Below are 13,618 nucleotides of genomic sequence, written 5' to 3'. Positions count from 1 at the left end.
ATCTTAGTTTCCTCCTACCATTGTTTTGATTTTTTCAAGGATCGCGTCCGGGGTCGGGATCATTCCACCGGCACGGCCGTAGAAGCCAACCGGTTTTCTGCCCAGGACAGCCAGCTTGACATCTTCCACCATCTGTCCCATGGACATTTCAACGGAGAGGAAGCCATGCTTTGTGGAATTCACAGTCTTTTCGAATGCTTCAAAGGGGAAGGGCCATAAGGTGATGGGACGGACCAGACCAATCTTGAGACCTTCGGCTTCGGCCAGACGGATCGCATTTTTGCAGATCCGGGCGGTGGTGCCGTAGGCAACCAGGATCAGGTCGGCATCGTCACAGTTGTAGAGTTCGTAGCGAACTTCATTGGCCTTGATGGCGTCAAATTTCTTGAACAGATGAATGTTGTGGTTCTCCAGCTCATCCGCTTTCAGGAAGAGGGAGTTGATGACATTGTGCTTCTTGCGATCGCCCAGTCCGTTGGCTGCCCATTCCTTCACGGGCAGTTCCCGTTCTTCGACATCCGCAAATTCCACGGGTTCCATCATCTGTCCCAGCATGCCGTCGCCCATGACCATGACCGGTGTGCGGTAACGGTCGGCCATATCGAAGGCTTCTCCGATGAAATCAACCATTTCCTGAATCGAAGCCGGTGCCAGGACCGGAACAAAGAAGTCACCGTGTCCCAGACCGCGGGTTGCCTGATTGTAGTCGGACTGTGCCGGCTGAATCGAGCCAAGGCCCGGGCCGCCGCGGACGATGTTGATGATGACGCAGGGCACTTCGGCTCCGGCGATGTATGAGATTCCCTCAGATTTCAAACTGATTCCTGGGGAAGAGGAGGACGTCATGACGCGGATTCCGGCGCCGCCGGCTCCGTATACCATGTTGATGGCAGCTACTTCAGATTCAGCCTGGAGGAACACCCGTCCCATTTTCGGCATCTTTTTTGCCATGTAGGCCGCAACTTCCGTCTGCGGTGTGATCGGATATCCGAAGAAACACTGACAGCCGGCACGAAGCGCCGCCTCGCCAATGGCTTCATTTCCCTTAATTAGTACTTTTTCTCCCATTTAGCTATCCCCCTATTTATACACTGAAATACAAAGATCCGGACACATGCGGGCACAGGATGTGCAGCCGATGCACTGTTCCATCAGTTCCGGCCGGATGGTGGCTGGCTTGTATCCCTTGTCGTTGAGCCGGTCAGCAAAGGATATAATGTGCACCGGACAGACCGTCACACAGTGACCGCAACCCTTGCAGCGATCTTCCCTGAAATTCACTCTTGGCATTTTTACTTTCCCCCCTTATTAATCCACCCACGGTGGCTTCATGGTAATATCGATGGGAATCATTTCCCCGGCGACAACGCTGCGGGCTTCTTCGGCCAGATCCCGCCGCACAGCCGTAAAGGCATGAGGCAGGCCGGTCTGTTCCGACAGCTGACGAATCAGCTGTTCTCCCGCCTGTATGTCGCTTAATGAAGTAGCTGTGCCCAGGTTGGTGTTGTTGACCAGCTTGGATACCTTCAGACGCGATGAATGCTCAATGGCGTCCAGATATTCCCTGACGCCGGGCAGATCCCGGGTCAGCGGGCGATTGATGTTGACGACAAAGAACATGTCATAGTCTTCTTCCCGAAAGAAACGGTTGTATTGGCCGAGAGCGGTCGCACCCATGTCATCTCCGCCTACATCAAAAATTACCGTATGGTCCTTCTGCTGAAAGGCAGCCATAACCTCTGCCGGAACGACCATCAGTTCGGCATTGGCCAGGTGTCGGCCCTGGGAGATCACGCGGATTCCCTCTTCCTTCAGTTCATCTTCCAGATCCCTGGAGCAGAAGTACGGATTGACAATGTCCAGGTCTACAATGGTGACCTTGGCAATTCCTTCCTGCTTCAGTTTTCTGGCATAGTTGATGGCGATTTCGGTTTTTCCGCTTCCGAAATGGCCTGTAAACAGATTGATGCGTTTCATTCCTACCTCATTTCCGTACGGTTTATTAACCTATTCTAATTTTACAATAGAAATTATCAATTCACTAATTTCGAGATTGAAATCAAAAAGATAATTTCTTTATTAATATTTATTATACCATATGCTTCCTGAATCAAATGTTCATCAGCGATGGTCAAATGTTATCAGGTTGGAATGTAAAGGTTGTCAATCCATGATAAAAAGAAAATCAATAAATACATTTTTCACAAAAATACCAATGGCTTTTTGGATTTCCCGAGGGTTCGGCGTATTTATTGAAATTCTTTCGCAAAGGGTCTAGTAGACAGCGACTTCCTCTTCTCCGTTCAAGACGCGCAGGCCGCCCTGAGCCAGGGCCAGGAGCTCATCTTCGCCCGGATAGACGGTGACCGGAGCAATGAAGCTTACCCGCTGGGTGATATAGTCCGTCATCGGCTTGGAGTAAGCGATGCCTCCAGTCAGAATGATCTGATCCACCTTCCCCTTGAGGACACAGGCGCAGGCACCGATCTCCTTGACGGTCTGGTAGGCCATTCCCTCAAAGACCAGCTTGGCCTTTTCGTCGCCCGCTGCCATGCGTTCTTCCACTTCCATCATATTGTTGGTGCCAAGATAGGCGACCACGCCGCCCTGGCCGGTGATCCGGCGCAGCAGCTCCTCCTGGGTATACTGGCCGGAGTAGCACAGCTTCACCAGATCGGCCACCGGCAGTCCGCCGGCCCGTTCGGGCGAGTAAGGTCCTTCCCCGTTCAGTGCGTTGTTGACATCGATGACGCGTCCCTGTTCGTGAGCGCCGACGGATACTCCCCCGCCCAGGTGAACTACGATAAGGTTGAGATCCTGATACGCTTTGCCGATGGCATGGGCATAGCGCCGGGCTACCGCCTTCTGATTGAGGGCATGGAAAATCGATACCCGCTCAATCTCCGGCATTCCCGATATTCTTGCCAGGGGATCCAGTTCATCCACGACTACAGGATCCACGATAAAGGAAGGAATGCCCAGCTCGTCACCGATTTCGCGGGCAATCAGACAGCCCAGGTTGGAGGCATGCTCGCCCTTGGTGGGATTGAGCACATCCTTGACCATCTCATCATTGACGGCATAGGTGCCCGAGGGGATGAACTTGAACAGTCCGCCCCGGCCGACCACTCCATGGAGTGTCTTGAGATCCATATTGTTCTTCTCCAGAACCTTCAGGATGACATCCTTGCGGAAATGAAACTGGTCCGCCACTTTCGCGAACTGAGCGATCTCTTCGGCGGAATGGCGCAGCGTTTCGATCAGAACCGGCTGCTCATCGTCATAGACCCCGATCTTGGTGGATGTTGATCCCGGATTGATTACTAATACTCTTTTCATGTTTACTTCTTTCCTCCCATGGCTGCTAAAGATGCCAGAGCGATGGAATTAACTTTGGCTTCAAAGGAATCCGCTCTGGATGTCACGATGACCGGAGCGGCTGCTCCCATCAGGATGCCCCCGTGACGCTCGCCCTGACAAGTATAGGTCAGCGCTTTGAATACTCCGTTGCCGGCTTCGATGTTAGCCATCAGGAAGATATCGGCATTGCCAGCCACCGGGTGACTGATTTTCTTGTGGGTGGCTGCTTCCTGGTCAATGGCATTGTCAAACGCCAGTGGCCCGTATACGGTGCAGCCGGTGATCTCTCCGGCTTCATTCATTCTGGTCAGCTCCGCTGCATCCAGAGTCGCCGGCATATCGGGATTCACAACCTCGACGGCGCAGACCGGCGCAACCTTGGGATTCTCATTGCCCAGGGCATGAGCCAGCTTCACCGCGTTGTTGATGATGCCAACCTTCTGTTCGAGGGTCGGATACATGGAAAAAGCGGCATCGGTGATATAGATCAGGCGGTCGTAAGGCGGCAGGTCAAACACGCCGACATGGGTGATCAGGTTGCCGGTGCGCAGCCCGACTTCCTTGTTCAGGACGGCCCGCAGGAAATTCTTCGTATCGATCAGGCCCTTCATCAGCATGTCCGCCTGACCGCTGGACACCAGTTCCACTGCTTTCAGGGCCGCCGCTGCCGGGTCGGCTTCATGGATGATGCGCCAGCCGGTCAGGTCCATGTCAAGTTGCTTGGCGATTTCCCGGATTTTGGGCTCATCCCCTACCAGAATGGCATCTGCCAGTCCGTTGGCCTTGCAGAAACTGACCGCTTCCAGAACCGGTTCGTCCTCCGCTGCCGCCACGGCCACTACTTTGTCGGGCAGTGCCTTAATCTGCTGGAATACTTCATCAAAGGATCTGATCATGTTTTTTTGCCTCCAAGTCATAGTTTTTCGCGGTTTCTTCCTTCCGCAGGATCCGCAGTCCGGCTTCCGCCAGGGACTTCATCTCATCCTCGCCCGGTTCTACAATAAACGGCGCGATGAATCCGGCATACTCCCGGATCGTTTCAATGAGCCGTTTGGAATAGGCCAGTCCGCCGGTCAGAATGACCGCCCGGACATCCCCGGCCAGAACCGCGGCGGACGCACCGATTTCCTTGGCAATCTGATAGCCCATGGCCCGGAAGATCAGCTCCGCGTTGTGATCGCCGGCGGCGATCATAGCTTCGACATTGCGTCCGTCATTGGTCTTTAAATACCCCATGAGACCGCCGCCGCCGATGATCTTCTTGAGCAGTTCCTTTTCCGTGTATTTGCCGGAAAAAGCCAGCTTGACCAGATCCCCCACCGGCAGGCTGCCTGCCCGTTCCGGGGAGAAGGGACCGGATTCATTGGCATTGTTGGTGTCGATGACTCGTCCCGCTTGCTGAGGAGCTACCGAGATACCGCCGCCCAGGTGGCAGATGATGAAGTTATCCTTCTGAAAATCGAAGCCCTTCTCCTTGCAGACGCGGCGCGTCACGGATTTCATGTTCAGGTAATGCGAGTTCGAGCGCCGGGTGATTTCCGGCAGTCCGGACAGCCGGGCCACGGGCTCCATTTCGTCACTGGCTACCGGATCTGCGATATAGGCCTGAATGCCGCCGGCTTTGGCCAGATCCCGGGCAATCTGAGCGCCCAGGTTGGAGGCATGGATTCCGGAATATCCCGCTTTGAGATCCTCGATCATCAAGTCGGTCACTTCGTACGTGCCGGTGGGAATGGGTCGAACCAGACCGCCCCGGGAAACGATGATATCCAGGTCCTGCGGCGCAATGCCGATTGACTTGAGCCAGTCCTGGATCGCTGCTTCACGCATTGGCTTCTGGTCTGAAATATCGTCGTATTGCTTTAACTCCTCCATGGAATGGGATAAGGATATTTCATGGGCTACCACTTCATCCTGGAACACTGCCACTTTCGTGGAAGTGGATCCCGGATTGATCGTCAGGATTAAACTCATTCAGATTCCCCCTTGCTTGCAATTGATTTCACCCATCTATCATATCAGATTTCAAAAAGTCATATCTACCGGCGCTCTTCAAAAAAAACCAACCGGCTTTCGCCGGTTGCAAAGGGTGATAATAACAATATAATTTCGTTAATAAACCCCGGTGTCTCACCCGGTGTTTTTAACGAATCAGCGGGCTTGCCGCCTCATAAATGCAAAGTCATTCAGAGTCGGTCGGACGCCCGGTTCGAATTACGGCTTCGGCCGCTTTGATTCCGTCCACTGCCGCGCTGACGATTCCGCCGGCATATCCGGCTCCCTCGCCGCAGGGATAAAGTCCCTGATGCGAAGGACTTTGCAGATCCGCGCCGCGCAGAATCCGCAGCGGCGCCGAGGTTCTGGCTTCCACTCCGGTCAGCAGTCCGTGCTTGTCAAAGCCTCGGATCCGGCGGCCGAAAAGGGGCAGGGCCTGCTGCAGACTGGTTGTCACTGCCAAAGGCAGGGCCTGATGGAGCGGCGCGAAGGCAAAGCCCGGCGTAACGGAAGGATACACCTGCTTTAAGTCCCGGCTGACGCGATTTTTCAGAAAATCAGAAGTCAGCTGCACCGGCGCTTTCCAGTCGGAACCCCCCATGCGAAAAGCCGTCCGCTCCAGCTCACGCTGGAAGGCGATCCCTGAGAGGGGTGCTGTCCCGAAGTCGGCGGGCGATACGGACACCACCACCGCCGAATTCGCGTTGGTCAGGTCTCGGGCATGATAGCTCATGCCGTTGACGCACAGCAGTCCGTCCTCGCTGGAGGCGTTGACGACCTGGCCGCCGGGGCACATGCAGAAGGAATAAACACCGCGGCCCTGGGGCAGATTGGCCGTCAGGCTGTATTCGGATGCCCGCAGCTTGGGGTGGGATGCCCAGACGCCGTACTGGTTCTGGTCCAGCTCCGCCTGCAGATGTTCCACCCGCAGTCCCACCGCGAAGGCTTTGCTCTCCATGGCGACGCCATGGGCGTGAAGCATTTCATACGTATCGCGGGCCGAGTGACCGGGGCAAAGGATCAGCGCAGCCGCCTGAATCCAGTCACCGCCGGCGTTGACATGAGTCACCCGTCCGTTCGCCGTCCGCAGGTCAAGCAGCCTGGTCGAAAAGCGAATCTCTCCGCCCAGCTGAAGGATCTCCCGGCGCAGATTCATGACCACACCCTTGAGCAGATCGGTTCCGACATGAGGTTTGTTGCGATACAGGATTTCCTCGGGAGCACCGGCTCCGGTCAGCGCGCTGAGCACCTGTTCGACCCGAAGGTCACGGATCCGGGTGGTCAGCTTGCCATCGGAGAAGGCTCCGGCGCCGCCCTCGCCGAACTGTACATTGGCCGCCGGATCGAACGCTCCGTTTTGCCAGAACCGTTCCACGGCGCTGGTCCGCTCTGCCATGGCCGGGCCGCGCTCTAAGATCAGAGGCCGATAGCCGGCCCGGGCCAGCGTCAAACCGGCAAAGATGCCGGCCGGGCCGAAGCCGACGACGATGATCCGGCCGATCAGAGGCGCCTCGCCCGGTACCACCGGTTCGCTGACCTCTTCATAATGGGGCGAGACACCGGACGGCAGGGATCCGGCCGCGAGATAGGCAGCTTCCTCCTTCAGGGACACCAGTACCTGGTAGTTAAAATAGATATCTTCCTTTTTACGGGCATCAACGCTTTCTTTCAGAATCCGAAAGGAGTCGATGGCTGAATCCGATACCTCCAGGCGGCGGCATAGTTCGCCCAGCAAAGCTTCGCGTTCCAGCTCGGTTTTTTCAATATGCAGTGACAGATCACGTACTAAGATCATGGTTGGTTCCTTTCGTGAAATTGGCAGGATGAATCCGTTAGACAGGCTGAGACCATGCGATGCATGGTCTCAGAGCGACAACCTTACGGTTCGATGGTGATGTCGACGGTTTCAGGACTGGTCTTGATTAACGTGTAATCCTTGGGCAGGTCGACTTTGATCGGAACTTTGTGCGTACCGGAATCCAGACCCGTCACGTCGGCGGTAATGATGATCAGGGAATCACTCAGTTCATTGAGTTTGGTCTGAGTGCCCGAAATGGTCACCGTTATGGGAATCGGCACCTGCGTCACGGTTCCCTGGGCGGGCTGGCCGGTCAGGGTGACATTCTTGGTGACGGTCTTGGTGGTGATGGGTTCGGCAACCGTAACCACATCAACGATGGCCTCTTTCGGCTTATTCGCGTCATCCAGCACAATCACGTCGATGGGCAGGATCAGCGGCATGGCCCGGCGGGTTTCACCCGGCTCGATCAGTTCCATGTTCAGCGATCCGGTTTCCACTTCGGAAATGTTTTTCAGGATGTTTTCCTTGGCGGTGATGCGGATCGTGGTTGGTTCGGCGGTAATCCGGACCAGGTTGATGCTGGCGTTGACACCGTCCCAGATGGCAGTAACAGGCACGACTTTCACCGGCTGGGGAATATAAGTGACCTCGACATAGCTTTCGGACAGGGTGACGTTGGGCACGATCTGACCGTCGGAGTCAAGCGCTTCCAGTTTGAGCACTTCCCGGGCCAGCTGGCTGATGTTCTTTTTCTCGGAGATCGGCTTGACGGCAGCGACGCGATCGACGCTGGCCTTGGGGCCGGACACCGTGACAAAATTCGTATCGATCTGGGGCTCGGGCACATAGAAGCCGGGAGCGGCCTCGTAGATCAGGCGGTCCTTCTTGATTTCCACCGGTTTTTTCAGGTATTCATCGACCTGGAGCTTCACCGCCGGATTGGATCCGGTCAGATTGACACCGGAGGGAGTCTGAACATACGTGACCTGAACTTCCTGTTCCCCGACCTTAAGGGCTCGCTGCGTCACATCCAGCGTGACATTGATGGCATCGGCATTAATGGAGTATAGATCATTCGCCGGCCCTTCCAGCGGCACCCGCACGGTCAGCTGCTGGTTTGGCACCAGGATCAGCCCCTTGGCCAGCAGGGTATCCGCATTCTGGACTTGGACGGATACGTTGTTGAACGTCATCCGCTGCGGCGGATTGGTTGTATTGATGATGAACACCCACAGAGCGATGGAAGCGATGATGCATAAAATCTTTATGAGGAGGTCGTTGACTTGTCTTTTAGCCATTTTTTCACCTTCTCTCTCATCGATTCTTCGTCCTTCAGCTGCTTTTTAAACAAGATCTTCAACAATATGGCTTTCAAGCGGTCCTTGTCATAGTTTCGGACCAGTTTTCCGTTCAGCGCCAGGGAGATTACCCCGGTTTCCTCCGATACCACGATCACCGCGGCATCCGATACTTCCGTCAGTCCGATGGCCGCGCGATGACGGGTGCCCAGTTTCTTGGAGATCTCGCTGGAAGTCGTCAGCGGCAGCATGCAGCCGGCGGCGGCGATCCGGTCATTCCGGATGATCATGGCTCCGTCATGCAGCGGTGTATTGGGAACAAAAATGTTCTCCATCAGGGGCGCGGAAACTTTAGCGTCAATCATGGTTCCGGTCGAGATGATTTCCCGCAGCATGGTCTGCTGCTCAATGGCAATCAGCGCGCCGGTCTTCGACTGACTCATGCTCTCCACCGCCGTGGCAATTTCAGTAATCATTTCTTCCCAGGCCCGCTCCTCCGGGGTAATGTGACGATCGTTGAAGGCTGACCGCCCCAGATGTTCCAGTGCCCGCCGGATTTCCGGCTGGAAGATGATGACGAAGGAAAGCACCCCCAGCGTAATCGCCCGGGAGAGCAGGAAATAGAGCATGGTCATGTTGGAAATGTAGGAAATGGGAATCAGGGCGAGAATAATGAGTATTCCTTTCAGAAGCTGCTCCGCCCGGGTCTCCCGGATCAGCCAGTACAGCTTGTACAGCAGCCAGGCAACGATCAGGATCTCAATGATGGAGGCAAATCTGAGGTTCAGCAGAGTGTTTTTGATCATATCGAATTTTTCCATAGTAAAACCTCTTCCTCCCAGTCGTAAATAATCTATTTCCATTATAACAACCAACCGGATGAAAACCAAAAGAAAAGTAAAAGAACCTTGAAAAGCTCACGGTTCCAGACAAACTCGGATGGATTTCCGCATCAGCTGCAATATTTATATTAACCACTGCCAGACTGATACTATAAATGTTCCGATCATAACACCCCTGTCTAAATCCAATATTCATTCCTGGCAAGAATGAGTGAACCTTACATTCACTTGATGGAATCCGAGAATATGACAATCATCTTTTTTACAAATTCCCCTCCATTTAATTTGACAATGATCACCTTATGCATCCCGGATCGGATGTATGATTTCGACAGCCAGAGATCGCTTCATTATGAAGAAAGCCTGAAATGAGAGTGTTTCGGACATATTTCTTGAAAACAGCAAATTTACAGTATAATAACCATAGAAACTGCTCCTTCTTTCAGGCTGAACTGACTTTTCTCCCGGGGGCTGCCCCCTGGATCCTGCCTAATTGTATTTTGTGAGGTTTAATATGAAACGAACCAACCGCCTGCGGGCACCAATCCAAACCTTGGAACAAATCGCGGTGACCGTGCTCTCTGCCTGGCTGATGTCCAGTGCGGTGATGAATCTGGTTCATCGCCGAACCGCGGATTATTTCTCCCTGAGTTATGCTGGATTAAGCGGAACGCTGCCGTTGCTTCTGCTCTTTCTGGGGCTGACGGGTCTGCTCTTATGGACCGCTCCAGCACTGGATGAGTATGTCGGAGCCGATCCCTACAGCAGAATTCTGTATCTGAGCTGGCTGATCTTCTCCACAGGCGTTCTGTGGCGGCTGGACTATGAGATTCCGTCGGTCACTCACCTGATGGTGAATCTGACCGCCTTTATCCTGGCCAGGGAGATCCATCGATCCTCCTGGAACGGCGGCCCGCTGGGTGACCGCATCCTGACTCTGGCCGGCGGACTTCTGCTCATCCGGAATGTGTGGGTGGTTCCCTGGTCCGGACTGGGAGAATCACTGGCTAACTACCTTGGGGTCGAAACAGGCATTCTGTTCCCTCTGCTGCTGGCCTGGCTGGGGTTGGCCGTAATCTTCGGCGTACTGCTTGCGCGGCGAAGAATTCTGCCGCGAACCGTGGGTGCCGTTTGGGGAGTGGCGGCCGCTGTCTTCCTGATCCAGGCCATTCTGCTCGGCCGGATTCTGTATGCCCGGGTGGAAAGCCTCTCCACCCCCACCTATGACTTCAACCTGTTTGCCCAGATGTTCCATAACCTGGCCGAAACGCTGCAGCCGGTCACGACCCTGGAACGGAACATGCCCCTGTCTCACTTCAAGGTTCACCTCTCGCCCATCTATTACCTGCTTCTGCCTTTTTATCTGGTTTTCCGCTCGCCAGCTGCCCTGAATGTGTTTCAGGCAATGGTGGTGGCATCGGGTGTATTCCCTCTGGTCCTGATCCTGCGCCAGCGCCAGCTGAATCGGATGATTCAGGGAATCCTGTGCGGTGTTTTCCTGGTTTCGACGCCCCTGATCACGTCCAACTTTTACGACCTGCACGAGAACTGCTTCCTGGTGCCCATCCTGTTATGGCTGATCTGGTTCATTGAAAAGCGGTCCAACCTCGGCCTTGCCGTCATGACGCTCCTGACCCTGTCGGTCAAGGAGGACGCGGTGATCTATCTCTGGGCTCTGGCCGCCTTCATGATCCTGGATCGGCGGATGGTCCGCCAGGGCCTGGCTATGCTGGGCGTATCCGGACTCTATTTCATGGGTGCTGTCCGTTATCTCAATGAGTTCGGGGACGGAGCCATGACCGACCGCTTCCACAGTCTGATCAGCGTGCCCCAGTGGTCCCTGCTGTCCGTCCCCTTTGCGGTCTGGCGCAACCCGGGATTCATTCTCTCCCAGATCTACCGGGAAGACAAGCTGCCCTATCTGATTCAGATGCTGGCTCCGCTTGGATTCCTGCCGCTGTTAACCCGCCGTCTCAGCCGCTGGGTGCTGCTCGTCCCCTTCCTGCTGATGAACCTGATGGTAGACTATCAGTATCAGTTTGATATTCGCTTCCAGTATAATTACGGATCCTATATCCTGCTGTTCTACCTGGCCATTCTGTTTCTGTCCGATCAGGACAGTCTGACGACCCCCGAACCGGCATCCTTGAAGCCATCCCGGCTGACTGGCCTTCTCCTGGCAGGGGCCCTGGCCAGCGGATATTTATTCTCCGGCTTGCACCTTTTGGACTACGAACAGTATCCCGCGCTGCTCCGCACCGAAGCCGCTTCCCTGTCAGTCATGAAGGAAGCCCTGGCCGAAATCCCTGACTCAGCCAGCGTCCTGGCTTCGGATTTTCTGACCGGTGCGCTGTCCCAGCGAAAAGAGCTGTATGATCTGAGCTACAATGTCACGCCGACCGGCTATTTCCCCGCCGATTACATAGTGGTGGATCTGCGGCCGGTGTATAAGGGAGACCACGAAAAGCTCGTCCCGCGCTTCCTGACCGATGGCTATGTGATCAAAACCCAGCTGGATCAGCAGCTGCTGATCCTGAAATCGCCAACAGCCGGCGATTGAGCCAGCGCCGCTCTGTATGGAGAGGTCATGGGCTCCGAAGAAGCAATCAGCCCCTCGTTGGTCCGAATCCACTGGATTTCTGACAAACGGGGGGCTTTCGGGTTCGATGCGCTTCGGGTTGGATTAAATCGCGTAATCCAGCAGGGACAGGATGCGGCCGCGGGGCTGAACTTCTGAAGCCGGAACGCCGACCACGGTGGTGTAAGGAGCGGTGTCCTTCAGAACTACTGCGTTAGCGCCGATTTTGGTACCGGTAGCAATGTAGATGTCACCCAGCACTTTCGCGGAGGCGCCGATCACGACATGGTCGCCCACTGTCGGATGCCGTTTCCCCTTGTCCCGGCCGGTGCCGCCCAGCGTCGCGCCATGGAACATGGTCACGTCATTGCCGATGATGGCGGTTTCACCGATGACCACCCCCATGCCGTGATCAATGAACAATCCTTTGCCGATCAGAGCTCCCGGATGAATTTCAATGCCGGTCCGCCGGCGGGCAATATTGGCGATCCAGCGGGCCAGAAAACGATGATTTTTCAGGTAGAGCGAATGGGCGATGCGGTGAGCCAGGATCGCCTTGATATGGGGATAAAGCAGGAGGACCTCCCAGCGGTTTTGAGCAGCCGGGTCACGTTCCAGGACGGAATCAACATCCTCCAGCAGGGATCGTATGAATCGAATCATCAGGGTTTCCTCCTTCTAATATTTCACCATGGACAGGTACTTTTCTCCGCCGTCCGGTGAGATGGTCATGATGTTCTTGTCCTGACCATAGCGTTTGGCCAGCTGGCGGGCTGCCGCCACATTGGCTCCGGTGGAGATCCCCACCAGCATGCCGATGGCAGCCGAAACTTCCACCGCCGTATCAATCGCTTCCTCATCGGTGATCGTCAAAATCTCGTCCACATACTCTGACTGATAATTTCCGGGAATGAATCCGGCGCCGATGCCCTGAATCTTGTGGGGAGCCGGGCCGCTGCCGGACAGAACGGCTGATTTGGCCGGTTCCACCGCAACGGTGCGGATGGCGGCACTATGCTCCTTCAGCCGCCGGGATACGCCGGTGATGGTACCGCCGGTTCCCACCCCCGCCGTGAAGATATCCACCTCAGGCAGCTGACGCAGGATTTCCGGTCCCGTGGTCATATAGTGAATCCTCGCATTGGCCGGATTATTGAACTGATCGGGCATGAACATGGAGGGATCCGCCGCGACCAGTTCCCTGGCCCGTTCGATGGCACCGCTCATTCCTTTGGTTCCTTCGGTCAGGATCAGGGTCGCTCCGTGTGCCGCCAGGATGCTGCGCCGCTCTACGCTCATGGTTTCAGGCATGGTGATGATGACGCGATAGCCCGACATGCGCCCGATCAGAGCCAGGGCAATGCCGGTATTTCCGCTGGTCGGTTCCACGATGGTCCCGTTCTTTTTGAGCAGGCCCTGGCTTTCCGCTTCCCGGATCATGCCCAGGGCTGCCCGATCCTTAACACTGCCGCCCGGATTGAATTTCTCCATTTTAAGATAAATATTCTCTCCCGGCAGCTTGACCACCGGTGTATTCCCTACAAGATCCAATGTAGTTCTGATGTCCATCTGTATAACCTTCTTTCTTTGATTTCCTCTGAAATAACTAGCAAATTCGAGCGTGAAGGTCTGCGAAAAAACAAAAAATCCATCTCTTATCCAAGAGACGGATGAATTCCGCGGTTCCACTCTAATTGCTTTTGCCCACTTTTCCATAGCACGATCATGCTACTCCACGTTAACG

At 55.1% G+C, this 13,618-nt stretch carries 12 protein-coding genes and 1 other annotated feature (1 of these 13 only partly in view); of the genes, 1 reads left to right on the top strand and 11 read right to left on the bottom strand.

Going from position 1 to position 13,618, the window contains the following annotated elements; all coding sequences use genetic code 11:
* Positions 1 to 3: 3 nt before the first annotated feature.
* The 9 genes from P6M73_RS02600 to cdaA all read right to left on the bottom strand — a co-directional run bounded on the left by P6M73_RS02600 (position 4) and on the right by cdaA (position 9,275).
* Positions 4 to 1,068: a 3-methyl-2-oxobutanoate dehydrogenase subunit VorB gene (locus tag P6M73_RS02600; RefSeq protein ID WP_277854596.1), complete on the bottom strand. Its 1,065-nt coding sequence runs from the start codon at positions 1,066 to 1,068 to the stop codon at positions 4 to 6.
* A gap of 12 nt (positions 1,069 to 1,080) precedes the next feature.
* Positions 1,081 to 1,290 (bottom strand): 4Fe-4S dicluster domain-containing protein, encoded by a 210-nt coding sequence (locus tag P6M73_RS02595; RefSeq protein ID WP_277854595.1) that lies wholly within the window; start codon positions 1,288 to 1,290, stop codon positions 1,081 to 1,083.
* Between the two features lie 18 nt (positions 1,291 to 1,308).
* A complete protein-coding gene (locus tag P6M73_RS02590; RefSeq protein ID WP_277854594.1) occupies positions 1,309 to 1,977 on the bottom strand; it encodes a nucleoside/nucleotide kinase family protein in 669 nt (222 codons plus the stop codon).
* Between the two features lie 297 nt (positions 1,978 to 2,274).
* Complete coding sequence (gene buk / locus P6M73_RS02585; protein ID WP_277854593.1) at positions 2,275 to 3,339, bottom strand: butyrate kinase; 1,065 nt, start codon at positions 3,337 to 3,339, stop codon at positions 2,275 to 2,277.
* A 2-nt stretch (positions 3,340 to 3,341) separates the two neighbouring features.
* Positions 3,342 to 4,256 (bottom strand): phosphate butyryltransferase, encoded by a 915-nt coding sequence (ptb, locus tag P6M73_RS02580; RefSeq protein WP_277854592.1) that lies wholly within the window; start codon positions 4,254 to 4,256, stop codon positions 3,342 to 3,344.
* Positions 4,240 to 5,334 carry a butyrate kinase gene (gene buk / locus P6M73_RS02575; RefSeq protein WP_277854591.1) on the bottom strand — a complete coding sequence of 365 codons (1,095 nt, stop codon included), beginning with the start codon at positions 5,332 to 5,334 and terminating at the stop codon, positions 4,240 to 4,242. The genes ptb and buk (P6M73_RS02575) overlap by 17 nt, the downstream gene beginning before the upstream one ends.
* Before the next feature lie 208 nt (positions 5,335 to 5,542).
* The gene (locus tag P6M73_RS02570) at positions 5,543 to 7,150 is read right to left on the bottom strand and encodes an NAD(P)/FAD-dependent oxidoreductase (protein ID WP_277854590.1); all 1,608 of its coding nucleotides are present in this window, start codon (positions 7,148 to 7,150) and stop codon (positions 5,543 to 5,545) included.
* A gap of 83 nt (positions 7,151 to 7,233) precedes the next feature.
* A complete protein-coding gene (locus P6M73_RS02565; RefSeq protein WP_277854589.1) occupies positions 7,234 to 8,454 on the bottom strand; it encodes a CdaR family protein in 1,221 nt (406 codons plus the stop codon).
* Positions 8,421 to 9,275: a diadenylate cyclase CdaA gene (gene cdaA, locus P6M73_RS02560; protein ID WP_277854588.1), complete on the bottom strand. Its 855-nt coding sequence runs from the start codon at positions 9,273 to 9,275 to the stop codon at positions 8,421 to 8,423. Before cdaA ends, P6M73_RS02565 begins: the two co-directional genes overlap by 34 nt.
* A 535-nt stretch (positions 9,276 to 9,810) precedes the next feature.
* Between cdaA and P6M73_RS02555 the strand changes: the two genes are divergently transcribed.
* The gene (locus P6M73_RS02555) at positions 9,811 to 11,856 is read left to right on the top strand and encodes a DUF2079 domain-containing protein (RefSeq protein WP_277854587.1); all 2,046 of its coding nucleotides are present in this window, start codon (positions 9,811 to 9,813) and stop codon (positions 11,854 to 11,856) included.
* A gap of 123 nt (positions 11,857 to 11,979) precedes the next feature.
* Here P6M73_RS02555 and cysE read toward each other — a convergent pair whose 3' ends face one another.
* Together cysE and cysK are read right to left on the bottom strand one after the other, a co-directional pair.
* Positions 11,980 to 12,537 carry a serine O-acetyltransferase gene (gene cysE / locus P6M73_RS02550; RefSeq protein ID WP_277854586.1) on the bottom strand — a complete coding sequence of 186 codons (558 nt, stop codon included), beginning with the start codon at positions 12,535 to 12,537 and terminating at the stop codon, positions 11,980 to 11,982.
* Between the two features lie 15 nt (positions 12,538 to 12,552).
* Complete coding sequence (gene cysK, locus P6M73_RS02545; RefSeq protein WP_277854585.1) at positions 12,553 to 13,443, bottom strand: cysteine synthase A; 891 nt, start codon at positions 13,441 to 13,443, stop codon at positions 12,553 to 12,555.
* 90 nt (positions 13,444 to 13,533) lie between these two features.
* Positions 13,534 to 13,618: a binding site (T-box leader), on the bottom strand; it runs 143 nt beyond the window's last position.

The organism is Anaerococcoides asporogena (genome assembly GCF_029590275.1).
Classification (GTDB): Bacteria; Bacillota; Clostridia; order Clostridiales; family Clostridiaceae; genus JG1575.
The sequence above is the reverse complement of the archived record's forward strand: the minus strand, read 5'-3'. Positions and strand labels throughout refer to the sequence as shown.